This window comes from Salmonella sp. SAL04196 (assembly GCF_046550835.1).
GTDB lineage: Bacteria > Pseudomonadota > Gammaproteobacteria > Enterobacterales > Enterobacteriaceae > Salmonella > Salmonella enterica.
Genome location: NZ_JBGDXE010000002.1, coordinates 170,649 through 197,264, shown reverse-complemented (window position 1 = coordinate 197,264; position 26,616 = coordinate 170,649). Strand labels below are relative to the sequence as shown.

The following is a 26,616-nucleotide window of genomic DNA, read 5'->3' as shown; positions in this document are numbered from 1 at the left end:
TGAACATTTTTTGCCATATGTCAACGGATGAAAATGGTTTTATGTGACAAAAGAAACAAAAATCAGGTTGCAATCCTGTTTTTTTTGATCCGCCTTAAGATCCTTCCTTTCTGCATTTTCCCTCTCGATCGCTGCGTGATAACTATTGCCTCAGACAACTGGTTAACTTGTTTTATTGCTGGTTGACCAATGAAAATTCGTCAGGATTAAGGAGTGAACAATGTTACGTCCCGTAGAAACCCAGAGCCGCGAAATCAAAAAACTTGATGGACTGTGGTCGTTTTGCACGGATGCAGACGATTGCGGTATCGCGCAACAATGGTGGCGACAACCGCTCCCCCAAAGCCGCGCTATCGCCGTACCGGGTAGTTATAACGATCAGTTTGCCGATGCAGAGATCCGCAACTATGTCGGCAATGTCTGGTATCAGCTCAACGTCCGCATCCCCAAAGGCTGGGAGCATCAACGCATCGTTCTACGTTTTGATGCCGTCACGCATTATGGAAAGGTATGGGTAAATGACCACGCCGTGATGGAACACCAGGGAGGCTATACACCTTTCGAAGCGGATATCAGCCACCTGGCGGCAGCCGGAGAGAGCATACGTATCACAGTATGCGTCAATAACGAGCTGAGCTGGCAGACTATCCCTCCGGGGGTGGTGACCCGTGATGAAACGGGGAAAAGGCAGCAATCATACTTCCATGATTTCTTTAATTACGCCGGTATCCACCGTAGCGTCATGCTCTACACCACACCAAAAACGTTTGTTCAGGATATTACGGTGACGACGGAGGTCGCGAACGATCTCTCCCGGGCCACACTGAGCTGGCGGGTGGAGGCCAACGGTGAAGTACGCGTAGAACTGCGGGATGCCGGGCAGCATATTGTCGCCTACGGCGAAGGGGCAAAGGGCGAATTACAGATAGCAGCGCCACGATTATGGCAACCGGGCGAAGGATATCTGTACGAGCTGCGGGTTATCGCACAGCATCAGGACGAACGTGATGACTATCCGCTTCGGGTAGGAATCCGTAGCGTAGCGGTAAAAGGCGAACAGTTTCTGATAAATCATAAACCTTTTTATTTTACCGGCTTCGGTCGCCATGAAGATGCCGATCTACGAGGGAAAGGATTTGATAACGTGCTGATGGTACACGATCACGCGCTAATGTCGTGGATTGGCGCCAACTCTTATCGCACGTCGCACTATCCTTACGCCGAAGAGATGCTCGACTGGGCGGACGAGCATGGCATTGTCGTCATTGATGAAACAGCAGCTGTTGGTTTCAATCTCTCTTTAGGTATCGGCTTTGATTCCTGCGAAAAACCGAAGGCGCTATACAGCGAGGAAGGCGTCAATGATGAAACACAGCGGGCGCATCTCAAGGCTATTCAGGAATTGATCGCCCGCGATAAAAACCATCCCAGTGTGGTGATGTGGAGTATCGCGAATGAGCCGGATACCCGTCCAGAAGGCGCCAGAGACTATTTTGCGCCACTGGCGCAGGCCACGCGCGAACTGGACCCGACCCGCCCTATAACCTGCGTGAACGTCATGTTTTGCGATGTGGAAACCGACACCATCACCGACCTCTTCGATGTGGTGTGCCTGAACCGCTATTACGGTTGGTATGTACAAAGCGGCGATCTTGCGAAAGCAGAAAAAGTGCTGGAGAAAGAGTTACTGGCCTGGCAAGAGAAACTCCACCGCCCCATCATCATGACGGAATATGGCGTCGATACGCTGGCAGGGCTGCATTCGATGTACAGCGACATGTGGAGCGAAGAGTACCAGTGCGCCTGGCTGGAGATGTATCACCGAGTATTCGATCGCGTTAGCGCCGTTGTCGGCGAGCAGGTCTGGAACTTTGCCGATTTCGCGACTTCACAGGGCATTATGCGCGTCGGCGGTAATCGAAAAGGGATTTTTACCCGCGACAGAAGACCAAAATCGGCGGCCTTTATACTGCAAAAACGCTGGACCGGTATGACCTTCGGCGAAAAGCCACAGCAGGGAGAGAAATTATGAACCAGCCGCTTTCCTGGCGCGTTATCGTAGGCTACAGCCTGGGTGATGTTGCCAATAATTTCGCCTTCGCCATGGGGGCGCTGTTCCTGCTAAGTTATTACACCGACGTCGCAGGCGTCGGTGCCGCCGCTGCCGGTACGATGCTCTTACTGGTACGAATATTTGACGCCTTCGCCGATGTGGTGGCGGGACGCATAGTAGATAGTGTAAATACCCGCTGGGGGAAATTTCGCCCGTTCCTGCTGTTCGGATCGGCGCCGTTAATGCTGTTTAGCGTACTGGTATTCTGCGTCCCGGCAGAGTGGAGTCATAGCAACAAAGTTATTTACGCATATCTCACCTATATGGGACTTGGGTTCTGCTATAGCATGGTCAATATTCCCTATGGATCGCTGGCGACGGCAATGACTCAGGAACCGCGTTCGCGCGCCCGTCTCGGCGCGGCGCGCAGTATTGCGGCCTCGCTAACGTTTGTCTGTCTGGCCTTCCTGATCGGGCCGCGTATTACTCATTCCAGCCCGACAGAAATGGCGTCGGTCTACCTCTTCTGGACCATTATCCTGGCCATTGCCGGTATGGCGCTGTATTTCATCTGTTTTAAATCTACCCGCGAAAACGTGGTGCGTATCGTCGCGCAGCCGTCGTTAAAAATCAGTCTGCAAACGCTTAAACAGAACCGCCCGCTAATGATGCTTTGTACCGGCGCGCTATGCATTCTGATCTCGACCTTCGCCGTCAGCGCATCGTCACTGTTCTATGTACGCTATGTTTTGAATGATACCGCCCTTTTCTCGGTTATCGTGCTGGTACAAATGCTGGTAGGTTCTGTGGCGTCAGCACCTCTGGTTCCCCGTCTGGTGGCGAAGATAGGTAAGAAGAATACCTTCCTGGCGGGCGCCTTAATGGGCACCCTTGGGTATTTGCTTTTCTTTTATATGTCTGACCATTCAGTGCCCGTGGCCTTAACCGCTCTGGCGATTGCCGCTATTGGCCAGGGGATCACCATGACGGTAATGTGGGCGCTGGAGGCGGATACCGTGGAGTACGGCGAATATCTCACGGGCGTGCGCATAGAAGGTCTAACGTACTCGCTATTTTCTTTTACCCGTAAATGCGGCCAGGCTATCGGCGGTTCTATTCCGGCCTTTATTCTTGGGTTAAGTGGCTATATCGCCAATCAGACGCAGACGCCGGAAGTCATTACCGGTATCCGGATGTCTATATCGCTCATACCGTGCGGCTTTATGTTACTGGCTTTTATTATTATTTGGTTTTACCCATTAACGGATAATAAATTTAAGGAGATTGTTCAGGAGATAGATAAACGAAAACAGTCACAGCAACAACTTATTAAAGATTTTAATAAATAGCTTTTCGATAACAATAATATACAACAGGTTAAACAATGAAAAAATTCGCGAAGATAGCGGCTATTCCAATAGCAGTAGTCGCGGCCTGTCCTTCTGCCCTGGCCCTACAAATTTCTGATGATGAGTCCGCCTTACGTTTTAGACTGAAAAATGAGTTACGAAGAGCTGATAAGCCCAGCGCGGGCGCAGGCAGAGATATTTATGCCTGGGTTCAGGGTGGGTTAATTGATTTTAATAGCAGCTATTATTCACAACGGATCGGCGTCGAGGGTAGCGCGTATTATGTTTATAAACTCGGTGCTCGCGATAATATGAGTACGCGCTGGTACTTAGACGGACACGAGAGTTTCGGCTATGTGCTTGGCGCAATAAAAATAAAGCCAACAGAAAATAGCCGCTTAAAAATAGGTCGTTTTGGCACCGATTATAGTTATGGCAGCCTCCCCTGGCGAATTCCACTCATCGCCAGCAGCTCACAACGCACGCTACCGACCGCTTCCGAAGGCGCGCTGGGCTACCTGGCGCTGACGCCAAATGTAGAGTTCTGGGCAATGTGGCGTACCCGCGTTTTTCAGTGGACAGACTCAACGACCGGTATTCGCAATGAAGGCGTCTACAACAGTAAAACGGGTCAATATGATCATCATCGTCCACGCGCATTTTTCGCCGCCAGCTGGCACGACGAGAGCAGCCGCTATTCCATAGGCGGCTCGCAGCAAAACGATGTCTCCCGTCAGGTACAGGGTATCTTTGAAAAACGGATACCACTAGACGATGGTTATGCCCTGAAAGGCGAGCTGCTCGGTTTTTACGCCCGGCTGGAGGGGCTAAGTCGTTCATCCACCCAGCCTAATGAGACCGGGTTGGTTAGCGCTCAGTTTACCTGGAGCGCCCCCTGGGGCAGCCTGTTTGCCAGCGGCGGCTATCTGCAACACGCCATGAACGGCGCAGTGGTCGATACCGATATTGGTTATCCCTTCTCTTTAAGCCTCGATCGCAACCGGGAAGGCATGCAGTCCTGGCAGGCGGGCGTTAATTACCGTGTTACGCCACAGCTCACCATGACATTCGCGCCTGTCGTCACGCGCGGTTATGAGTCCAGCCAGCGCGCTGTTCAAATTAAGGGGTTGGGTCTGCTGGGAGCCATAAATTATCGTATTGAAGAGGGGCCGCTAGAGGGCATGAACATTTTTCTTGCCGCTGACAAAGGGCGCGAAAAACGCGACGGTAGCGCGCTGGGCGATCGCTTGAATTACTGGGATGTGAAGATGAGCATCCAGTATGATTTTATGCTCAGGTAAGATGAAGACGGCCACCCGAAGGTGGCCGTTAGAGGCCGGTAGCGCTTTCGCTTATCAGGCCTGTGAAACCGAGACAGCTTTAGCGGTGAGACGCCAGCGGCTGTTCCGTCATTGGCGGGTGGTGCTTTTCCGGATCTTTAATCAGTACCCACAGGATGATGGCGCCGATAATATCGAACAGACTGAGTGCAATGAAGAACGGGCCGTAACCGATAATAGCGACCAACGCCCCCATAAACAGGTTGAAGCTTAACTGTCCCATCCACGCCGCAGATCCTGCCAGACCGGCAACCGTCGCGACCTCATTTTTCTTGAACAGGTCAGCGCTCATGGTAATCACGACGGTAGACAGCGTCTGGTGCGCAAAACCGCCAATACTCATCAATGCAATGGCGACATACGGGTTAGTCGTAATGCTGACAAAACCGATCGAAATCATCAAAACAGCGCCGATGGTAAAGCTACAACGACGCGCATTGATCGTGGTCATGTGCATCTTTTCCATGAAGAACTTCGCCAGGAAACCGCCTGCAACGCAGCCAAAGTCCGCCGCCAGGAACGGCAACCAGGCAAACATGGCGATCTCTTTTAACGGCAGATGCATCACGTTAATCAGATACAGCGGCATCCAGAAACTCAGCGTTCCCCATGCCGGGTCAGCCAGAAAACGGGTAATCGCCAACGCCCAGAAGTTACGCTTTTTAACGATCTCTTTAACGGCCGGTTTTTTGTTATCGTCCTGGAGATAGCTTTCCTGGCCGTCTTCGATATAACGCAGCTCTTTGTGGGTGATCCACGGGTGTTTATTTGGCGAGTTATAAATCAGGAACCAGGTGATGGCGAACAGCACGCCGATCCCACCGGTAATCACAAACGCCATTTCAGTACCGATGCCGCTATCAGCAAAGGTCAGCATCGCCCAGACCACCAGCGGCGGCGCCAGCATCGCGCCAATCGAAGTACCGATATTAAACAGCCCCCCCGCAATACCGCGTTCTTTCGTCGGGAACCATTCGGCGCTGGCTTTAATCCCGGCCGGAATCGCCGACGCTTCGGTCAGCCCCATCAGACCACGCAGAAATGCCAGGCTTATCCAGCCGCCGGCCAGCGCGTGCGCCATGTTGATCAGCGACCACAACAAGGCAAAGATAAAGAAGCCGATTTTCAGTCCGATGACATCCATCAAATAGCCGGTGATCGGCTGCGCAATGGTGTAACAAAGCTGGAAGGCGCTCACCACCCAGGAATATTGTTGCTCATCAAAATGGAGTTCTTTCATCATCGCTGGCGCCGCAACGCTAAGCGAGCTACGGGACAGGTAGTTTACGATGGTCCCTACGCAGACCAGGCCGATAATCCACCATCTTAATTTTGTCATCTTCATGATAAAGCCTCGTTAAAAAACATTAGCTCCGCGCCGTCTGACCTGTAGCGGGAAAACTGAAATCACAAAAATTGGTTGACCAATCAATATTTTCTCATCCGGACCGGTCAAAATCTGGCGGCAACTCCCGCACTTAGTATTCTTGAAATAAATACATCAACTCATTTCAAGTTGAATGGTGAATGCTTTTCACCCAGTAAAAATTGACACAGATCAAATAAATAAAATTGGCAGACCGTGAATGATGATATTTGTGATTTGGTTAGCCAATTTAGACAATAAGGTTGACATGAGAAAATTTTTGGTTGAATTTAGGAGCCAGAACGGGTTTACAAAGCACGTTTCGATGTTGGCTGGCAATGGGTCAACCACGAAGACGTTATCGCAAGAAGAGGAAACGAGATATGAAACAAACCTGGCGCTGGTACGGACCTAACGACCCGGTAACGCTGTCAGATGTACGCCAGGCTGGCGCAACCGGCGTGGTAACGGCGTTACACCATATCCCGAATGGAGAAATTTGGTCGGTAGACGAGATCCAGAAACGTAAAGCAATCGTTGAAGAGGCGGGTCTGGAGTGGTCTGTGGTAGAGAGCGTACCTATCCACGAAGACATCAAAACCCACACCGGTCAGTACGATTTATGGATCAAAAACTACCAGCAAACGCTACGTAACCTGGCGCAATGCGGTATCTATACGGTTTGTTATAACTTTATGCCGGTGCTGGACTGGACACGTACGGATCTGGAATACGTATTACCGGATGGTTCCAAAGCGTTGCGTTTTGACCAGATTGAATTCGCCGCGTTCGAACTGCACATCCTGAAGCGTCCGGGAGCAGAAGCCGACTATACGGCAGAAGAGATTGCTCAGGCAGAGCGGCGTTTCGCCACCATGAGCGAGGAAGACAAAGCACGTCTGACCCGCAACATTATTGCCGGTTTACCTGGCGCGGAAGAAGGCTATACGCTGGAGCAGTTCCGTCAACACCTGGCGACGTATAAAGATATCGATAAAGCAAAACTGCGTGAACATTTTGCCTATTTCCTGAAAGCCATTATTCCGGTTGCCGACGAGGTTGGCGTGCGTATGGCCGTTCACCCTGACGATCCGCCGCGCCCTATTCTCGGCCTGCCGCGCATTGTCTCTACCATTGAAGATATGCAATGGATGGTGGAAACCGTTAATAGCATGGCGAACGGCTTCACCATGTGTACCGGATCTTACGGCGTGCGCGCCGACAACGATCTGGTTGATATGATCAAGCAATTTGGTCCGCGCATCTACTTTACGCATCTGCGTTCTACGCTGCGCGAAGAGAATCCGAAGACCTTCCACGAGGCCGCCCATTTGCACGGCGATGTGGATATGTATGAAGTCGTTAAAGCGATTGTGGAAGAAGAGCACCGTCGTAAAGCCGAAGGTAGCGACGATCTGATCCCGATGCGCCCGGACCACGGTCATCAGATGCTGGACGATCTGAAGAAGAAAACGAATCCGGGTTATTCCGCCATTGGCCGTCTGAAAGGGCTTGCGGAAGTCCGCGGCGTCGAACTGGCTATCCAGCGCGCTTTCTTTAGCAAATAACCTTCTTTCGCATGGCGCGACGCGTCATGCGATTTCCCCTACTCAATGCAATAGCAACATGCCTCGCCCCGGAGATCGCGGGCGAAGACGTCGAATGACAGGAGTTTGCAATGGAACAGAATATCGCCACCGCCCAGGTTTCCGTCGCCCGCCCAAACTGGGACAAATCACGTCTGGTATCCCGTATTGTGCATCTGGGCTGCGGGGCGTTTCACCGCGCGCACCAGGCGCTCTTTACTCATCATCTACTGGAAAAGAGCGACAGCGACTGGGGCATTTGTGAAGTGAACCTGATGCCGGGTAACGACGCGCGGCTGATCGCGAACCTGAAAGCGCAAAATCTGCTGTACACCGTTGCAGAACGCGGCGCAGAAAGCACCGAACTGAAAATTATCGGTTCAATGAAAGAAGCGCTGCACCCTGAATTCGACGGTCATGCAGGGATTCTGGCGGCAATGGCGCGCCCGGAAACCGCCATCGTCTCCTTAACCGTGACCGAAAAAGGCTACTGCACCGACCCCGCCAGCGGCGAGCTTGATGTCAATAACCCGCTGATCCAAAACGATCTTGCCCATCCACAGCAGCCTAAATCCGCCATTGGCTATATTGTCGAAGCGCTAAACATGCGCCGGGAGCAAGGACTGAAAGCTTTTACCGTGCTGTCGTGTGATAACGTGCGCGAGAATGGTCACGTCGCGAAGGCTGCCGTCCTCGGTCTGGCAAAAGCTCGCGATGCCGCCCTCGCCGCATGGATTGCCGACAATGTGACCTTCCCCTGCACCATGGTTGACCGCATTGTTCCGGCAGCGACCGAAGAGACGCTACAACTGGTTGCCGACCAGTTAGGGGTTTATGATCCCTGCGCTATCGCCTGCGAACCCTTCCGCCAGTGGGTCATCGAAGATAACTTTGTGAATGGTCGCCCGGACTGGGACACCGTCGGCGCGCAATTCGTTGCAGACGTCGTACCGTTTGAGATGATGAAGCTGCGTATGCTTAACGGCAGTCACTCTTTCCTCGCCTATCTGGGTTATCTCGGCGGGTATGACACTATCGCCGATACCATGACCAACCCGGCTTACCGTCGCGCGGCGCTGGCGCTGATGCTTGATGAACAAGCGCCGACGTTGTCAATGCCGGAAGGCACCGATCTGGAAGGGTATGCGAATTTGTTGATTGCGCGTTTCACTAACCCCTCGTTGAAACATCGCACCTGGCAGATCGCGATGGATGGCAGTCAGAAACTGCCGCAGCGTTTGTTGGACCCGGTACGTCTGCACTTACAACAGGGCGATGACTATCGCCACCTGACGCTGGGCGTCGCCGGATGGATGCGTTACGTCGGCGGTGTCGATGAACAAGGTAAAACCATTGATGTCGTCGATCCGCTGCTCGCGCAGTATCAGGCGATTCATCAGCAATATCAGACGCCGGAAGAACGCGTTCGCGGGCTACTGGCCATCGAATCTATCTTTGGCAGCGACCTGCCGAAGAACCACGAATTTGTGCAAGCCGTTACCGACGCTTACCAACAGCTATTGCAGAACGGCGCGAAAGCCACGGTAGAAGCGCTGGCTAAGTAAGGAGATAAATCATGGCTACGTTTATGACTGAAGATTTTCTACTTAAAAACGACATTGCCCGCACGCTGTACCATAAATACGCCGCGCCCATGCCGATTTATGACTTCCACTGCCATTTAAGTCCGCAGGAAATCGCCGACGATCGCCGTTTCGATAACCTCGGTCAGATCTGGCTGGAAGGCGACCACTATAAATGGCGAGCGCTACGAAGCGCAGGCGTGGATGAGTCGCTGATCACCGGCAAAGAGACCAGCGATTATGAAAAATATATGGCCTGGGCCAATACCGTACCAAAAACGCTGGGCAATCCGCTGTATCACTGGACGCACCTTGAACTACGCCGTCCATTTGGCATTACAGGTACGCTGTTCGGACCGGATACCGCGGAAAGTATCTGGACGCAGTGTAATGAGAAACTGGCGACGCCGGCCTTTTCCGCGCGCGGTATTATGCAGCAGATGAATGTGCGGATGGTCGGAACCACCGACGACCCGATAGATTCTCTGGAATATCACCGCCAGATAGCCGCCGACGACAGCATTGATATTGAAGTCGCGCCAAGCTGGCGCCCCGACAAAGTTTTCAAAATCGAACTGGACGGCTTTGTCGATTACCTGAGGAAACTGGAAGCGGCGGCAGATGTCAGCATTACCCGTTTCGACGATTTACGTCAGGCGCTCACTCGCCGTCTCGACCATTTCGCCGCCTGCGGCTGTCGCGCGTCCGATCATGGCATTGAAACGCTGCGATTTGCGCCGGTGCCCGACGACGCGCAGCTTGACGCCATTCTGGGCAAACGTCTGGCTGGCGAAACGTTGAGCGAACTTGAGATCGCCCAGTTTACCACGGCGGTGCTGGTCTGGCTGGGCCGTCAGTACGCCGCGCGCGGCTGGGTGATGCAGCTACATATTGGCGCGATCCGTAATAATAATACCCGTATGTTCCGCCTGCTGGGGCCGGATACCGGCTTTGACTCCATTGGCGATAATAACATTAGCTGGGCGCTCTCCCGTTTGCTCGACAGTATGGATGTGACCAATGAACTGCCCAAGACTATCCTCTATTGCCTGAACCCACGTGATAACGAAGTCCTGGCGACCATGATCGGTAACTTCCAGGGGCCGGGAATTGCCGGAAAAGTGCAGTTTGGTTCCGGCTGGTGGTTTAACGATCAGAAAGACGGGATGCTGCGCCAACTGGAGCAACTGTCGCAAATGGGACTGTTAAGTCAGTTTGTCGGGATGCTGACCGACTCCCGCAGTTTCCTTTCTTATACGCGACATGAATATTTCCGTCGTATTCTCTGTAACCTGCTGGGACAGTGGGCGCAGGACGGAGAGATTCCTGATGATGAAGCGATGCTAAGCCGTATGGTTCAGGATATCTGCTTCAATAATGCCCAACGTTATTTCACGATTAAATAATCGCTATTAATCTGTGAGCACAGGTTTCAGGTATTCCGAGGGGCAGGAAGGCGGTAAGAGAGTGAGAAATTTAGCAGTAACGCACTTTTCCAGCCAAAGTCTGGCCGCCGATAAAAAGCAAAGAGGTTGCTGATTAATCCCGAATCACTTACTAAGGTAAGTGATTCGGGTGAACAAACACAGCCATCTTCTGCGTCATGCTTCTTTTCTCTGTCCGGAATAACTCCAGTGCAGAAAGTGCGATACATCAGTCCTGTTGATGATGGCTCCTGTTGGTTATACGGTAATAACTCATGACTTCACAGTGTGGTTTCTTTTAACAAATCGACAGCCAGCATTTCCAGCTGGTTAACCACCTCATTACTGGATCGCTCCATTCTGTCAAGTTCTTGCGACATCGCATTCATATCGCCTGCGGCAAAATAGTTCAGCGCAGAGTGACCAGCGGTATGCACCTCTTTATGCGGCGCTTCCAGACTACGGAAACTGTAGTAATTGCTAAACTGCTGCCCTTCGAAACCATAGTACCATTTCCCCAGCCGACACTGATCGTGCATCGTTATTTTACTGTTTATGTCTTTATTTAAGAGTAATTTGTAGACTTCCATTTTCCAGATAACATGGTCAACTTTGACAATATTCAAAAACTGCACCGTAGAGATGTACTGCATGACCGATTTCATGCTCAGCGATTTATCGATGACGATGCCAATAGACTCCACAATTTGATTTATGTTAGTCGTAATATTATCAATAACCGGCTGTTGGTTATCCAGCACCTCACTCACTCTGGCCGTATTATCTTTGATTACAGAGGTTAACGTACTGACGCTTTTCGAACTGTGTTTAACATCTTCGGACAGGTTTTTCACCTCTTTCGAAATAACGCTAAAACCACGCCCGGCATCCCCTACGCGCGCGGCCTCGATCGCGGAGTTAATCGCTATCAAATTGGTCTGGTTAGCGATCTTCTGTATCTCTTTAATACACGCATTAATTTGCGTTAAGGAGGTATTTAAGTCGCCCATACGACAGCCAATATCCGATGAAGTCGTGCCAATTTCGGTGATAAATTCCACGAGCGATTTTAATGAACTTCTGGCTTTATCATTCTGTTCGTTAAGTTCATTAATGCGTTCTTTTTCAATGTTGAGCTGCTCACAGGACTTAATGATGGCATTACGAATGATATCGATCGTCGAGATCCCCATCAGAATTTTTTGACACAATATCCGCTCATAAGGCTCAGGAGTATCCACCACCACGTCAGACGCATTAGCGCCAGATTCTGCTGGCGGCGGTATTTTTACAACATTATTATTCCAGTGGCGCAAGCCTAATACTTTTTTAAACATATACCATTCTCCTTATTATATGTGGACATCCTGATCTATGCCTGGATAAAGTATTATCAACTCATGCTAACATAATGAAAAATCGGCTGTCATCTGCCATAGCCATACGTTCACCAGAATAAGACAAAACGTCCACCAAACTTAAATAATTACAAAGTAAACTATTCAACAATACTATTAATAGTCATAATGGAAGTCGCTTCGCTTTATACGGAAATATTATTTACAAGGCTGACAACAATAGCTGAATAATAATTAACTGCATTTACTTAGGTGTATCTATATCTCGGCCCGAAGATTGCAGACAGGGTTTAAACGCAAACTTTTGCGATAGAAAAATAACCTAACGTAAACTTTTTATATGACTAACAATATCATTTAAACTCGTCAATATATTATGCTGTCCGTTTACCCGCCAAACAGGCATGACCTAAATCCAAAGGGATAGGGGCGGCGTAACCAGCCGCAAAAAGTACCGATTAGACGAAAATCAGGAAACGGATGCGCCAACGCGGCGAGCGTCACCGCCTGCGTCAGAAAAGTTAAGAATAATTTGTGATATTATTTCTCATATGTTACCAGTAAATGGCAGGCTGACAGCCGTTCGCTGGTAAACACAACAGGCGGGATATCGGCACCCACGCCGATATCCCGACGAGAATGACCCCGTTACGCTTTGATGACAATTAACGGTTCAATATCGCTCTCTTTTTTAATGACTAATGAATCATCGCCGCGCAGGCACGTACCGCCGTAGTTACCGCCCACGGTAAACGTACAGACCTGAATATACTTCCCGGCGACCTTCGGCAGGCACCACAACTGCTGATAGATATTTTTCTGCGTGGCGAACTTGCCGCTGGTTTTATCCAGGAGCTCTTCCTGATGGCTCACCAAATCAATATTACTACCGCAACGTCCGGCAATCGGTTTTACCGCATAGCCGGTCTGCACCAGCTCATCGTTAACGGTAAAATCCGTGTCGAGCAAATAGCGATGATGTGGGAAGAGCGACCACAGGATGGGCAGGATCGCTTTGTTACCCGGGATCACCGTCCACAGCGGTTCAAACACCAACACTTCCGGGCGCAGTAATACATCAATCAGCCGGACTTCATTTTCCGGGTGCCCGGTACGAATAGGCACTGCGGCGTACTCCGTCTCGCTGACTTCGCGTATCTGCTCCATCGCCGTTTCCCACGCCCAGGTTTTCCAGACACAATTCACCAGCCGTCCGTCGCCATCAATCAACTGCCCGGCGTCATCCCAGCGCAACTCGCCCAGCCCGCGGAGAATTTTGCTCGCGAAGCCGGCCTGATGCAGCGCCTGCTGCATAAACTGCGCGTGATAGTCCTCCTCGATATCATCATCCTGCATGATATGGACGAAAGGACGCGCTTTACTGTGTTTCCAGGCGCCTGCCAGCTCGTTAATTAAGCCCTCTGCCGGGTTATGCCCTTTACCGGTATAGCCCTGCTCAGCCCATTTTTCGAGAATTAATCCCGCTTCGGTATGGCATGATGCGGAATCGGCATTGTATTCATAGACTTTCAGCCCGCGTTCATCCATGCAGAAATCCATACGACCGGTGATCATATGGTGACGACGGCGCTGCCAGGAGAGACGCAGGCGCGGCCAAAGAATTTTGGGGATATCGAATAGCGCCAGCAGATTATCGTCTTTTAAAACTTTGTCCGTGGCGTGCAGGTACATCAAATGCAACTCATTGGTCGCTTTGATAAGCTCCTGTTCAGCGCTCTCGGTGATGGTAAAATACTGGTACGGGTCCTGATTGATAACGTGTCCGTTCGCCTGTACATAGGCTTTTTGTAACGGATCGCGCTCATCCAACCACTGACCGTCAAACTGACCTTTCTCTGGCAGTCTTGCGCCGCGAATCGCCAGCGACTGATTCGCGATGTCAGGCTGTGACAAACTGTATTGCGTGTCGTCGGTCTGGATCATCCAGCCTAAAATCGTCGTGTCATCAAAGGTGTCGCGCAGGGTGTAACACCCGTTTTCTACGACCATTTCCAGTTCGCGAGTCCACTGCTGCCCTGGCGGCAATGGCGTGTGGATAACGTTTTGCTCAGCAATACGAATTTTGTTATCCAGGAGTTGGGTGATAATCGCGACGTGCCCGGTTTCGTTAAACTCGCCGCCCTTTTGCCAGATGAGCAGCGCCCCGGCCTCCGGCGCGCGCGGCGAACCGTTCGGGAAGGCCTGCAAAGGCAAAATATTGTCATTCACGACCTCGCGCAGAAAACGCAGCGAGAAGATTTCCCAGGCCATGCCGACGTCAGTAAAAACAACGCCATAATTCAGAAAGAGAAAACGGCGGGCAAATTCCACGCACTGCCATTTATGCCCCATGTATTCATCGTCGATGTAGCTACGAAAAGCTGCGTCGTCGTCGTCCCACGGATCGAGGGAATTGTAATCTGAAGAGTAGATCGCTACGCCGCCGGGGGCGTAACCCAATAATGTCCCGAAGGGGGCATCCTGACTGGTGGTTCCTTTGCTCATGCACTTACCTCAAAACAAGACCGCCTGAGCAGCCTGGCGTGATTTCGCTCTGATTGTCTGCTCTGTGACACTAACCGGACAGAGGTCGACATAATCATACACCTCAATAAGGCACACTGAGGCCAGAAGGTTAAAATTTCACTCGCCGGAATGTCCCAATCGGTTAAATGTCCGGTTAGCAAGCTGCTACACTGCTTCAACACCACCACAGTGAAGGCAGGTCAATATGGCAGATAATACTTATCAACCCGCAAAAGTCTGGACGTGGGATAAATCCGGCGGCGGCGCGTTCGCTAACATTAATCGCCCGGTTTCCGGCCCGACGCACGACAAAACGCTGCCCGTCGGCAAACATCCGTTACAGCTCTATTCGCTGGGGACGCCTAACGGCCAGAAAGTGACCATTATGCTGGAAGAACTCCTGGCGCTGGGCGTGACTGGCGCCGAATATGACGCCTGGTTGATTCGCATCGGCGAGGGCGATCAGTTCTCCAGCGGCTTTGTTGACATCAATCCGAACTCAAAAATCCCGGCGCTGCGCGATAACTCACACAACCCGCCGATTCGGGTTTTTGAGTCGGGCGCAATTCTTGTTTATCTGGCGGATAAGTTTGGCCATTTCCTGCCGCAGGATCTGGCTAAGCGCACAGAAACCCTTAACTGGTTGTTCTGGCTACAGGGCGCGGCACCGTTCCTCGGCGGCGGTTTCGGTCATTTCTATCATTATGCGCCGGTAAAAATTGAGTACGCCATTAATCGCTTCACCATGGAAGCCAAGCGTCTGCTGGACGTGCTGGATAAGCAGTTAGCTCACCACCCGTATGTCGCGGGAGAAGAGTACACTATTGCCGATATGGCCATCTGGCCGTGGTTCGGTAACGTGGTGCTGGGGAATGTCTATGATGCAGCGGAGTTTCTGGATGCCGGAAGTTATCAAAACGTACAACGCTGGGCGAAACAGGTAGCCGAACGTCCGGCGGTAAAGCGGGGGCGCATTGTCAACCGGACCAACGGCCCATTGAACGAACAGCTTCACGAACGCCATGACGCCAGCGACTTCGAAAACCATACCGAAGATAAACGTCAAAGTTAAACCATAATGCCGGATGGGGTAGTAATGTCGTCATCCGGCATGGTATTCCCTGCTGACGCTTCGCTTATCAGTTCTGCGAGTGTGTCATATTCGGCACTTCACTAAACCCATGTTGCATGAGAATCAACCTCGCCCGTGCTGATAGTAAAAAGTCGGCAAGCGTTTTTCCCTGCTCGCTCAGGCAGGCAAAGCCATATTCAGCCACGGGATTATAAGGTTCCGGGATATCAACCACTCGCAGCGAATTAACCAGCCGTAGCCTGGGAGCATAGCTGGCATAGCCAATAAAGATATCGGTGTAATCATGATTGATGAGCCATTCCGCCGCCAGCCGACCCGCCGGTAACGGCAAAGTCTGCCTGCCGCCAACCAGCGCTACCGCGCGTTTTCGGACCGCTTCGCCCTCCTTGCCCATCCGCGAAAAAAGTTGCTGCGTATAATCGCCGGAAGGATCGCAACCTGCTGTTGAGGTGCCGATCCGCAGATCCCGCCGGGTTAACAGCGACAGCCAGTCCTCGCCTTCACGCATCGCCTGTGCCCGCACGCTCAGACACAAACGGTTCGTCGTAAAAGGCGCGACCCGCAGCGCCCGCCCGCTTTCCAGCAGCGCCTGCGGATGCGCCAGGTTCGCCGAAGCAAAAAAGTCGCACGCTTCGCCCGCTTCGATGCGTTCACGTAACAACCCCGCCGGACCGAAATCACATACCGCATCCGCCTGAAACGCCGCCATTAGCTGCGGCCAGACGACACGCAAGCTCCCCGCAGCCAGTATTCGCATCACTGTACGCCCTGATAGTCAGTACGGTAAAAACGTTGATACCAGTCGTTAGCGGCCTTTTGCATGTCAATATCGTGGAATTTTTCCGGATAGAGTTTTTTCGCCATCCACAGTTCGCCGATTCCCACCGCCTCCGGCATCGGATATCCCCAGGCTTTGGCATAATCCGGCATCAGGTAAACCCGATGATGCTTCACCGCGTCAATGACCTGCCACTGGGGATTGTGCAGGATCTCATTGACGACCTTTGGATAGCGATTCTGGACAAAGATCACCTGTGGATCCCAGGCGATCACCTGCTCCATTGTCACCTGCTTAAAGCCTTTCACCGAGGATGCCGCTACATTCAGCGCCCCCGCATGGGCCATCATCAGACCGGTATATTTACCGGAACCGTAGGTGGTTAGCTCCGGATTCGCCATATAGGCGCGAACCCGCTCATTTTCAGGAACCGACTGCAAACGGTCGCTGACCATTTTGCGACCTTTATCCATCGCCTCAATCAGCGCTTTCGCCTCCTGCGGTTTATTGACGATATCGCCAATCAGCGTTATTCCTTCACGCAGCCCGCGGTTGTAAGCCTGCTCTTCATCGGCCAGGGTCGGGTTCATTTTAGCCTGCTCGCCAGCAACATCATGGCGCAGCGAAATCGCCACCACCGGAATGCCAAGACGGCTGATCTTGTCGATCATCTCCTGTGGAGCGTAATTCGTGACAAACACCACCTGCGGGCGCAGCGCCACCAGTTTTTCAGGATCAACGTGCGTTAGATCGCCCAGCGAGGCTTTTTGCGCCAGTTCCGGTGCCAGACGCGCATAGCCGTCGCCTAATTGCTGTTTCCAGTTCGCCATGACCCCAACGATTTTGTCAGTGGCATTCATCTGTACAAGGAGATTGAGCGTTTGATGCTGGAGCACCACCACTCTGTCGACGGTGTCGGGAACCGTGACCTGGCGGCCAAGTTGATCGGTAAAAGTACGTGCCGCCTGTGACATTAACGGCCAGCAAAAAAGCAACGCCAGCAGAGAGAGCTGGCGCAAAAATTTATTCATAGGTTTCGCCCCATAATCGATATATAAATAATTATACAACGATTATAGAGCGATATAACAGAGGTGATTAAGGGATCACGCGCTGGTGATGTCGTACTCCATGCGGCGCAGCGCATCTAACGTGGCTTTCGCTTCGTCTTCGTCAATGATGCTCATCGCAAAGCCAACGTGTACCAATACCCATTGCCCTATTAGCTCGGCTGGCTTACCTTCACAAATCAGAGCAATATTGACATCACGTTTGATGCCACACACTTCCACCTGCGCAAGCTGGTGAATATCATCTCCGACGGCCAGCACCTGACCGGGGACGCCAATACACATAATTAACCACCTGAAATAAAATGCGGGTTATTCGACCTCAATACTTTTTACTTTCAACGAATCGCCGGTATCCACCCGCAGGCGATCGCCATGACAATGCGGACATTGCGCGTCATGCCTGAGAATTTCCACCACCTGACTGCAATCCCAGCACCAGGCCTGGGCCGGTCTGTAGTCGATGTGCAATTCGCACCCTTGCGCTAAAGTCCCCTGGCAGGCGATGTCAAAGCTGAAACGAACCGCGCGCTCTTCAACGCACGAAAGCGCGCCTATCTCCAGCCATACGCCGGTGACGCGCGCCACGCCGTGCTGTTCTGCCTGCTGCTGAATAATTTCAACGGCGCTTTGGCAAAGAGACAGCTCATGCATTCTCACAGCTCCGACGGCCAAACAGCAACGCGCGCCGGCTTGTCTGCGGCGCATCAGGATTGCTTACCGGCAGGGATAACAGCATCCGCGCGCAGTCATCCGCCAGCCGGACGCCCTCTTCCGGCGACAGGCTACGGGAAAGCGGCGACATCAACGAGCAGGCAAGATATTGCGAAACGCCTTCCAGTTCGCCAACGGTAAAGGTCATCGTGCCATAAGGCAGTTGCAGACCGAGTTTTTCACCGACGGTACGCCCGGGCCAGATCTGGTCCGGGCCAGGGAAGATTAATGCGCTTAACATCCACGGCGTAATTACCGTGCCCGTCCATTGTCCTTCAAACAACGTAAAATCAGAGACATGCACAGGCATAGTCGGATGCAGAAACGAAAGATCGTGCATCGAACGATGGGCTATCTCTTCAAATGCCGCCTGAACCCGGGCGACGGGCGCCGTGTCGAATCCGGAAAACGTTTCAGACATGCGCCGTCTCCTTAGGAATTGCTTCGACGCCGGATTCACGCAGCGCAGCAAGAACCTGCTCAAGCGCAGGTTCAATCATCGCCTCGACGGTTGGCGTTAAGCCGATGTGCGGTTCCAGCGACTGTGGAATAACGCCGACCAGGGTCAGTTTCTTCGGAAACTCGCCGGTAAAGCGGAGGGCCGACAATACGTCGGCCAGTCCAAGCTGATGGGGGGAGATTTTGTTGGTGAACAACGCCGGAACTTCATCGTCGCGCAGTACCATAATGGTTCCCGGCGCGTTCTTTTTCGACACGATGGCGTCGGCAATGATCAAATGATCCCGATTCGCCATATCGCCAAGAAGTTCCATTCCCGCCGTACCGCCATCCAGAATCTCAACGAAATCCGGCAGGGTGTATCGTTGCTCTAACGCTTCAACAATACGCACCCCGATGGCTTCATCGGTCAGCAAAATATTGCCGACCCCTAAGACTAATATCCGCATTACAAAACCTTCACCGAGACCACTTCATTGCCATCGGCGTCCACCACGTGTACCGCGCACGCCATGCAAGGGTCGAAGGAGTGGATGGTACGTACCACTTCCAGCGGCTTCGCCGGATCGGCGATCGGCGTACCGACCAGCGACTGTTCGTACGGCCCCACGTCATCGTTGAAGTTACGCGGACCTGAGTTCCAGGTCGATGGCACCACTGCCTGATAGTTACTGATAATACCGTCTTTAATCACCATCCAGTGAGACAGCATACCGCGCGGCGCCTCCAGGAAGCCCACGCCTTTGAACTCGCCCGTCGCCGGAATGTTCGGCTTCACAAACGTGGTGTAATCGCCTTTGCCGATATTTACAATCAGCGCGTTGTATTGATCCTGCAATACGTTTTGCAGTTCACAACAGTGAACGGTACGCCCGATGATACGACCCAGCGTAGAGTGAAGTTGCGCCATTTCCAGCGTTTTGCCGGTCAGCTTCTGATAAAGCGCAATGATTTCATTGAGCTTGGTCTGGGTGGATTCACGACCTGCAGCCAGTTTACACAGCATGTTCGCCAGCGGCCCGACTTCGACGGTTTTGCCGTAGAATGTCGGCGACTTGACCCATGAGTATTTACCGTCATCCGACCAACCGTCGTAAGCCGGAATCGTGGTGCCTTCCCACGGTGCCTGCGGCGCTTCATCTTTATACCAGGCGTGCTTCGCGCTCTCCTGAATACCTTTAATCAGGAACTCGTCGGAGTGAGAGGTGATCGGACGGTATGTCGACAGATCGGCATTGGTAATGTAACCGCCCGGGAACAGGAAACTGCCGTTTTTACCGTCGGTCGGGAATTCCGGCGCGCTCAGGTAGTTCACCGCGCCTTTGCCGCGCTCCAGCCATTCCGGATAGTAGGCCGCGATGACTGCGGTATCCACTTTATACACCTGCTCGACAAAATCGCTCAGCTTATCGATAAACGATTTGATGTACATCAGGCGTTCAAGGTTCAACGTACCGATGCTGTCGAGATTGATCGGGTTCGCCACCCCACCGACCGCCAGGTTCTGGATATGCGGCGATTTACCGCCCAGCAACGCCACCACGCGGTTAGCGTCACGCTGACATTCCAGCGCCTGCAGATAGTGGGCGACCGCAATCAGGTTGACCTCCGGCGGTAACTGCATTGCCGGGTGCCCCCAGTAGCCATTGGCGAAAATACCTAGCTGACCGCTGGCGACAAGATCCTTGATCTTGTTCTGAACTTTCGTGAACTCTTGCGCGCTGTTCAGGTGCCAGCTCGACACGCCATCCAGCATCGCGGAGGCTTTTTCCGGATCGGCTTTCAGCGCAGAGGTAATGTCCACCCAGTCCAGCGCAGAGAGCTGGTAGAAATGGACAATGTGGTCATGGGTGGTATGCGCCGCCAGAATAATATTACGGATATACTGCGCGTTGACGGGAACATCAATATTCAGCGCGCTTTCCGCCGCACGAACGGAGGAGATCGCGTGAGTTGTCGTACAAACGCCGCAAATACGTTGCACAATCATCCACGCATCGCGCGGATCGCGGTTCTTCACGATCTCTTCCATACCGCGCCACATGGTGCCGGACGCCCATGCTTTGGATACGACGCCGTTCTCAATTTCGCAGTCAATGCGTAAATGACCCTCAATACGGGTTACCGGATCAATAGTAATTCTCTGGCTCATGCTTTGCTCGCCTCATGACGATTATGATCGTTTTGTTTTAAAGGAGGAAGTATCGGCAGTAGACGAATGAGTACGATGTATGCACAAATCTCAATGGCCACAAAACCAATAGAAATCAACAATTCTTCCCAGGTTGGGAAGTAGTGGTAGCCGCCACCCGGGTTGAATGCCACCAGCGAATAGGTCAGACGCCACGTCGCGCAGCCCAACAGCGCGCTCAGCGCCGACAGGTACAGCATACGAGAGTCATTACGCAGTTTCGCCACACGCAGCACCACTAACGGGAAGACCATCAGGACGACTTCAATCCAGAACATAGCGGAGTAAAAATCGCCGGCAAACGCATAGGACAGCTTGTCGCGATAAATCAGTTCGCCAAAGCGCAGGACGACGAAAATCGCCAGCAGCACGCTGATGGTATTCGTCAGCTTAACAAACAAATTTTTCTCATCCGGACCGTTTCCTTTCAGGCCTGCCTGAACCAGCGAACCCTCAAATATGACAATGGAGAAGCCCATGATAAACGCGGTCAGAACCGAGAACAGCGGCAGCATTTCATAGCTTTGCCATAGCGGATGTACTTTATAGCCCGCCGAGATCATCAATGACCCCATTGAGGACTGGTGCATCGTCGGCAGCAGCGCGCCCAGCGCGATAATAAAGAACATCACCTTATTCAGACGCTTGAGCGACACTTTCCAGCCCAGACGTTCAAACAGGGCAGGCGCAAACTCCAGCGCCATCACGCCGATGTAGATGGTCATACAGACCGCCGTCTCAAACAGTACCGAGTTCACGTTGAAGTGACCTGGAATGTAGAAGTACGGCAGGTTCCAGTAACGACCGACGTCGATAGTGATCGACAGGCCGCCCAGCGAGTAACCAAACAAGCTTGCCAGCAACGCCGGGCGCACCAACGGATGGTATTGCCCACGGTTAAAGACATACACCGCCCATGCCAACGCCCAACCGCCGCAGGCAAAGCCGGTGCCGATCAACAGGTCAAAGGCAATCCAGACGCCCCACGGGAAACCGCCGTTCAGGTCGGAAACGGAGCCCAACCCGAAGACCAGACGCTTCACGATAAGGAGCATACACAGGACGATTAACGGTCCAAAAATAATGACCGGTTTACTGATGATTTTTCCGCCCAGCGGTTTTGGATCATGACTCATGATCGTCTCCTCCATCGTGATGGTCGTTTTTGCTATTACGACGAACCAGCACGGTTAAGCCCGCCAGCGCAGCCAGGGGTAGTATCATGCCTTTATAAAGCGTGTGTTGAACATGCTCGGAGCGCGCTCCGGTTGAAAGGTCATCCAGCTTCGGCAGATCCAGATCTTCATAAGGAACGCCTGTCAGCACCAGCACCTGAGTACCACCGCCCTCTTTTTCACCGTAGAGGTGTGGGTAGTATTTAGGCACCGTATGCAGATAGGTGTCGTCCGTTTTCAACGTCTGGCGCGGATAGTGATATTCACTGCCTGGTTTGAGGGCCAGACGTTTTTTCGCTTCCGCCATCAGCTCTTCACGAGTACCGAAAATGACGGCCCCTGCCGGACAAACTTCCACGCACCCAGGCAAACCGCCTTTATCCAGACGCTCAACGCCTTTCTGGTTACACAACTCACACTTGTGAAGCGCGCCAAACGGGTTGTTGTAGTCGTACTTAGGTACGTTGTACGGACAGGCGACCATACAGTAACGGCAGCCGGTGCAGACATCTTTGTCATAGTGGACGATGCCGGTTTTCGGATCTTTTTTCAGCGCCGACACCGGACAAACGGAAACGCAGTTAGGATCGACGCAGTGCATACACTGTTTCTTGATGTAGGCATAGCCGTTCTCTTCCTGATCTTTGTTCACGCCCGTGCCGCTACGCCATACCTGGATAATGTTATTGGTATACGGCGACAGTTTGTCGTTGTTCGACCAGGTCTGCTCCCCTTCCGGGTTACGCGCCGGGAAGTTGATATCCTGACACTTTGTGACGCAGGCCTGACAGCCCACGCACAGAGTGGAGTCATACAGCATGCCCAGCGAACCTGGAATCGGCGGACGGTTTTCTGCAGCCGCATGGCTGACAGACGGCGCGGCGCCCAACAGCAATGCTCCACCGGAGGCTGCTTTAATAAAGTCACGTCTGTTCACGGTTATTCTCCCCGTGAGTCAGCGTTATCTTTCTTTTGCTGACGCCCCAGTTCACGTACCGCCATCACGCTGACGCCGGCAACCAGACCGACTACGCCGCCAAGCAGACCGACAGCGCCCGCAGAGATATTGCCGCCTTCTTTCATATTGACGTCAGGTTTCTCTGAACGCGGAGTTTGGTTTTCGACATGAGCAAGCTGGTGAATACCCTTATGGAAGCCGATACCTTCTTCATTACAGCCATAGCAAGGATGACCGATCGCCACTGGCCAGACGCCGCCAACGTCGCAGAACTGTAGCGTAGAACAGTTGCCCCAGGTTTCCGGCCCTTTACAGCCAAGATGGTAGAGACACCAGCCCTGACGGTGGCCTTCGTCGCCAAATTCTTTGGCAAAACGGCCTGCGTCGAAGTGTGGACGACGTTCGCAATGCTCATGAATCAGACGGCCATAGGCAAAGGTTGGACGATTTTTCGCATCCAGCTTCGGCGGCGTGCCGTAAGTGATGATATGCGCGACGGTCGCCAGGAAGTTATGCGGGTTTGGCGGACAACCTGGAATATTGATAACCGTTTTGCCCGGTAAGACTTCCTGCAGACTGACAGCGCCGGTTGGGTTTACGCCAGCCGCAGCAACGCCGCCCCATGCCGAGCAGGAACCGATAGCGATAATCGCGGCTGCGCCGTCAGCGGCTTTGCGGATGTGATCCACGATCGGCTCGCCGGCAACCATGCAGTAGATACCGTTATCTTTTAGTGGGATAGAACCATCCACCACCAGAACATATTGCCCTTTATACTTCTCCAGAGCGTTATGTTTGTTTTCTTCGACCTGGTGACCGAATGCGGCGGAAAGTACCTCGTGGTATTCCAGAGAGATGGTCTCCAGAACGAGGTTTTCAACGGTTGGGTGTGTAGCACGAAGCAGTGATTCGGTACAACCGGTACACTCCTGAGCGCCAATCCAGATAACGGGCGGACGCTGTGGATTGGATACCGATTCTGCCATTTCTGCGGCGGCTTTGCTACTGAGCCCCATAGTAGCGGCCAGTGCTGCACAAAGCTTCATGAAATCACGACGGTTAATGCCGTGAGAAGTGATGAGAGTATTATCTCCAGTCATTTTATAGTTATTCCGTTACGAAGACCTGGCTTTTATTTTGCACTGTTCGCGAAGAAGTTATTGCGATCGGTACGCCATTTACCACACTTTTTTTATGGTTATGTGCGCCATAATACTTCGACGGAACAGTAAAACGAAGGGAAGAGGCGATAGTGTAATTAATTAAAGCAAGATAATACCCCTGTTGGATCAACCTTCGAGTCGATAACCGGCCATAAAGAAGCGAACCGCCATCCCGGAATGATTCTCTTTAAAGAAATCCATCACCATTTCTTTATCCAGACCATAGCGACGCGTCAGAATTCCGGCCTCCCACGCGCTAAGTTGACGATCGCCGGTCTTTTCGAACATACGGTGTGTAAAACCCAATACAAAGCCACGTTTATACTCAGAACAGAAATTCACCGCATGATGCGCGCTATATGCATATGGCGCGTTCAACCCGGCCATTAACCCTTTCCCAAAATGATTATTCATCTGACCTCCTTAGTCGCTATATAATAAATTATATAGCGACTGGTTAAATGAAGGCCAGCGCATTACGCGCTTTTTTGCTTCACATCAGAAGGAAACCCATTCATCAGTAGACTGTGCAGGAGCCGACGCCATTCTCTGAACGCCAGGCGCCGCTTTCGCCGTTACGCGTTGTTGCGGCTCACTAGCGGAAAGCCGGAACTGCTGTACGGAGCGTTGCAAATCCTCCGTCTGCCGTTCCAGCGCCGCCGCCGCCGCGGAAACCTGCTCAACCAGCGCGGCGTTTTGTTGCGTAACGCTATCCATTTGCGTGATCGCCACGCCAACCTGAGAGATACCTTTACTCTGCTCTTCGGAGGCGGACGCGATCTGTTTCATAATCGTCGTCACTTCCGTGACGCCGCGCAGGATGGCGTCCATCGTCGCGCCGGTCTCCTGGACCAACTGCGCGCCCTGCGCTACGCGACGTACCGATTCGCCAATTAAGGCTTCAATTTCTTTCGCCGCCCCCGCGCTGCGGCTAGCCAGGTTACGTACCTCACCGGCGACCACCGCGAAGCCGCGTCCCTGCTCGCCCGCTCTGGCCGCTTCTACCGCTGCGTTCAAGGCCAGAATATTGGTCTGGAAAGCAATACTATTAATCACGGTAGTAATTTCGGCGATCTGCTGCGAACTGGCGGAAATACCGTTCATTGTTTCTACCACATCGGAAACCAGTTCACCGCCTTTTCCTGCCGTTAGCGAGGCGGCATCCGCAAGCTGACTCGCCTGGCGGGCGTGTTCGGCGTTCATTTTCACCGTTGCGGTAAGCTGTTCCATGCTGGCGGCAGTTTCTTCCAGCGCGGCGGCCTGTTCTTCCGTTCGGGAAGAGAGATCGTTATTACCGGTAGAAATTTCCGTCGCGCCGCGCCAGATATTGTCGCTTCCGGCGCGGATCGTACTCACGGCTTCGCGTAAACTGTCCTGCATCGCGCGCAGTAGCGGCACCAACCGGCCTACGCAGTTACGCCCCAACGCTTCAATCGGCTGGCTAAGATCGCCTTGCGCGATACGCTGAAACTGCTGACGGATGCGCTCCAGCGGTTTCACCATCATTGCAACCAGATAGCGATCGGTAAAAATCAGGATAGCAATGCCCAGAATCACCGCCGTGATAAGCAGGATGCGGATGGTATAGGTTTTACCATCGACCATCACACGTGTGTTATCCAGCATGGCGCCAGCTTCATGACTAAACCGTTCCGCGCTGGCGCCGAACGCGCGACTGAGTGCGGGCGTGACCGTACTGGCATGTTCGCTCCAGGCGGTCAGCGATCCTTGCTGCGCCAGTTGCATTTGAGGAACGACGCCTTTCTCCAGCAAGGCCTGCCAGTTGGACAACACCTCCCTTGAGATATCAGGGTTCATCGGCCCTGGCGATAGCGCTTTCATCTCCTCCAGCTTCTGACGCATATTCTCGAGCGACTGCCGGGCGGGCGCAAAATCGGGCGTGCCGCCGCCGATTTTTACATCCATCGCGCGGCTAAGGCGGGTAACAAAGCGGAAATATTGATCGTTACCCTGGCTTAGCACCGTCATTTGCCGCACAAGATGCCGGTCAATATCATTTCCTTCCGAAACTTCGGATAAAGCATGGACGCTGTATAACCCCACCCCCGACCAGAGTAGACAAAAAAGTCCCAGTATCGTCAGCATGACCATACGAATAGTAAAGTTTTGCAGCAAACGCATATGAATTTCCTTGCTGAATATAAGAGATTAGTCATCAGATGATGACGCACTCTCGTTATCGGCAAGGCGCGGAGAATATATAATGCATTCTCCATTTTTTTACAGTTATCGCCGTTCACGTACCCGTAGATGTTATATATCTGTGAACGCAGAGAAAATCTTTCAGTCTTATTACTGAGTAAATGAATAGATGTAGTAAAAATATTGCGTAAGACTGCAGGGAGACGGTTATCTACCGCTAAAGAAGCGCTGTTTTACAGCCGGGCTCAGCGTCCTTTGCCCGGCTGC

General features: G+C 52.5%; 22 protein-coding genes. 7 read left to right on the top strand and 15 right to left on the bottom strand.

Annotated features, from left to right (window positions below):
* Positions 1–220: 220 nt before the first annotated feature.
* The 3 genes from uidA to uidC are packed head-to-tail and all read left to right on the top strand — an operon-like array spanning position 221 to position 4,703.
* Entirely contained in the window at positions 221–2,032 is a 1,812-nt protein-coding gene (gene uidA, locus ACLJPE_RS10465; RefSeq protein WP_023207656.1) for a beta-glucuronidase, read from the top strand.
* Positions 2,029–3,402, top strand: coding sequence for a glucuronide transporter (gene uidB, locus ACLJPE_RS10460; protein WP_001075549.1), 1,374 nt, complete (start codon positions 2,029–2,031; stop codon positions 3,400–3,402). Before uidA ends, uidB begins: the two co-directional genes overlap by 4 nt.
* Positions 3,403–3,437: 35 nt before the next feature.
* Positions 3,438–4,703 (top strand): glucuronide uptake porin UidC, encoded by a 1,266-nt coding sequence (gene uidC / locus ACLJPE_RS10455; RefSeq protein ID WP_000712675.1) that lies wholly within the window; start codon positions 3,438–3,440, stop codon positions 4,701–4,703.
* Between the two features lie 79 nt (positions 4,704–4,782).
* On the opposite strand, the gene ACLJPE_RS10450 is transcribed toward uidC, so the two are convergent.
* Positions 4,783–6,087, bottom strand: coding sequence for an MFS transporter (locus tag ACLJPE_RS10450; protein WP_000784371.1), 1,305 nt, complete (start codon positions 6,085–6,087; stop codon positions 4,783–4,785).
* Between the two features lie 404 nt (positions 6,088–6,491).
* Between ACLJPE_RS10450 and uxuA the strand changes: the two genes are divergently transcribed.
* The 3 genes from uxuA (at position 6,492) to uxaC (ending at position 10,683) form a co-directional block, all read left to right on the top strand.
* A complete protein-coding gene (gene uxuA / locus ACLJPE_RS10445) occupies positions 6,492–7,676 on the top strand; it encodes a mannonate dehydratase (RefSeq protein WP_000815491.1) in 1,185 nt (394 codons plus the stop codon).
* Positions 7,677–7,786: 110 nt separating this feature from the next.
* Positions 7,787–9,259, top strand: a complete 1,473-nt coding sequence (locus ACLJPE_RS10440) for a fructuronate reductase (RefSeq protein WP_000437125.1) — start codon at positions 7,787–7,789, stop codon at positions 9,257–9,259.
* 11 nt (positions 9,260–9,270) lie between these two features.
* Positions 9,271–10,683 carry a glucuronate isomerase gene (gene uxaC / locus ACLJPE_RS10435; RefSeq protein ID WP_000190182.1) on the top strand — a complete coding sequence of 471 codons (1,413 nt, stop codon included), beginning with the start codon at positions 9,271–9,273 and terminating at the stop codon, positions 10,681–10,683.
* A 299-nt stretch (positions 10,684–10,982) separates the two neighbouring features.
* On the opposite strand, the gene ACLJPE_RS10430 is transcribed toward uxaC, so the two are convergent.
* Together ACLJPE_RS10430 and gss are read right to left on the bottom strand one after the other, a co-directional pair.
* Positions 10,983–12,038 carry a methyl-accepting chemotaxis protein gene (locus ACLJPE_RS10430; RefSeq protein WP_000475253.1) on the bottom strand — a complete coding sequence of 352 codons (1,056 nt, stop codon included), beginning with the start codon at positions 12,036–12,038 and terminating at the stop codon, positions 10,983–10,985.
* A gap of 669 nt (positions 12,039–12,707) precedes the next feature.
* Positions 12,708–14,564, bottom strand: a complete 1,857-nt coding sequence (gene gss, locus ACLJPE_RS10425) for a bifunctional glutathionylspermidine amidase/synthase (protein ID WP_000033690.1) — start codon at positions 14,562–14,564, stop codon at positions 12,708–12,710.
* Positions 14,565–14,790: 226 nt separating this feature from the next.
* On the opposite strand from gss, the gene yghU reads away from it, so the two are divergent.
* Positions 14,791–15,657: a glutathione-dependent disulfide-bond oxidoreductase gene (gene yghU, locus ACLJPE_RS10420; RefSeq protein ID WP_000774852.1), complete on the top strand. Its 867-nt coding sequence runs from the start codon at positions 14,791–14,793 to the stop codon at positions 15,655–15,657.
* A gap of 67 nt (positions 15,658–15,724) precedes the next feature.
* Here the strand turns inward: yghU and ACLJPE_RS10415 are convergent, their stop codons facing one another.
* The 12 genes from ACLJPE_RS10415 to ACLJPE_RS10360 all read right to left on the bottom strand — a co-directional run bounded on the left by ACLJPE_RS10415 (position 15,725) and on the right by ACLJPE_RS10360 (position 26,328).
* Positions 15,725–16,435, bottom strand: coding sequence for a molybdate ABC transporter substrate-binding protein (locus tag ACLJPE_RS10415; RefSeq protein WP_001630769.1), 711 nt, complete (start codon positions 16,433–16,435; stop codon positions 15,725–15,727).
* Positions 16,435–17,487: an ABC transporter substrate-binding protein gene (locus tag ACLJPE_RS10410; RefSeq protein ID WP_001032017.1), complete on the bottom strand. Its 1,053-nt coding sequence runs from the start codon at positions 17,485–17,487 to the stop codon at positions 16,435–16,437. Before ACLJPE_RS10410 ends, ACLJPE_RS10415 begins: the two co-directional genes overlap by 1 nt.
* A gap of 75 nt (positions 17,488–17,562) precedes the next feature.
* Positions 17,563–17,811: a hydrogenase maturation factor HybG gene (hybG, locus tag ACLJPE_RS10405; RefSeq protein WP_000334890.1), complete on the bottom strand. Its 249-nt coding sequence runs from the start codon at positions 17,809–17,811 to the stop codon at positions 17,563–17,565.
* A gap of 27 nt (positions 17,812–17,838) precedes the next feature.
* Positions 17,839–18,180, bottom strand: a complete 342-nt coding sequence (hypA, locus tag ACLJPE_RS10400; protein WP_000544945.1) for a hydrogenase maturation nickel metallochaperone HypA — start codon at positions 18,178–18,180, stop codon at positions 17,839–17,841.
* The gene (gene hybE / locus ACLJPE_RS10395) at positions 18,173–18,661 is read right to left on the bottom strand and encodes a hydrogenase-2 assembly chaperone (protein ID WP_000004951.1); all 489 of its coding nucleotides are present in this window, start codon (positions 18,659–18,661) and stop codon (positions 18,173–18,175) included. Before hybE ends, hypA begins: the two co-directional genes overlap by 8 nt.
* Complete coding sequence (locus ACLJPE_RS10390) at positions 18,654–19,148, bottom strand: HyaD/HybD family hydrogenase maturation endopeptidase (RefSeq protein ID WP_001221960.1); 495 nt, start codon at positions 19,146–19,148, stop codon at positions 18,654–18,656. The genes hybE and ACLJPE_RS10390 overlap by 8 nt, the downstream gene beginning before the upstream one ends.
* Entirely contained in the window at positions 19,148–20,851 is a 1,704-nt protein-coding gene (gene hybC, locus ACLJPE_RS10385) for a hydrogenase 2 large subunit (protein WP_000083045.1), read from the bottom strand. Before hybC ends, ACLJPE_RS10390 begins: the two co-directional genes overlap by 1 nt.
* Positions 20,848–22,026, bottom strand: coding sequence for a Ni/Fe-hydrogenase cytochrome b subunit (gene hybB / locus ACLJPE_RS10380; protein WP_000017678.1), 1,179 nt, complete (start codon positions 22,024–22,026; stop codon positions 20,848–20,850). Before hybB ends, hybC begins: the two co-directional genes overlap by 4 nt.
* Positions 22,016–23,002, bottom strand: a complete 987-nt coding sequence (gene hybA, locus ACLJPE_RS10375; protein WP_001081721.1) for a hydrogenase 2 operon protein HybA — start codon at positions 23,000–23,002, stop codon at positions 22,016–22,018. The genes hybB and hybA overlap by 11 nt, the downstream gene beginning before the upstream one ends.
* Positions 23,003–23,004: 2 nt before the next feature.
* A complete protein-coding gene (gene hybO, locus ACLJPE_RS10370) occupies positions 23,005–24,123 on the bottom strand; it encodes a hydrogenase 2 small subunit (RefSeq protein WP_000145429.1) in 1,119 nt (372 codons plus the stop codon).
* Between the two features lie 189 nt (positions 24,124–24,312).
* A complete protein-coding gene (locus ACLJPE_RS10365; protein WP_001059141.1) occupies positions 24,313–24,600 on the bottom strand; it encodes a DUF2623 family protein in 288 nt (95 codons plus the stop codon).
* Between the two features lie 84 nt (positions 24,601–24,684).
* Complete coding sequence (locus ACLJPE_RS10360; protein ID WP_001238434.1) at positions 24,685–26,328, bottom strand: methyl-accepting chemotaxis protein; 1,644 nt, start codon at positions 26,326–26,328, stop codon at positions 24,685–24,687.
* Between the last annotated feature and the right edge of the window lie 288 nt (positions 26,329–26,616).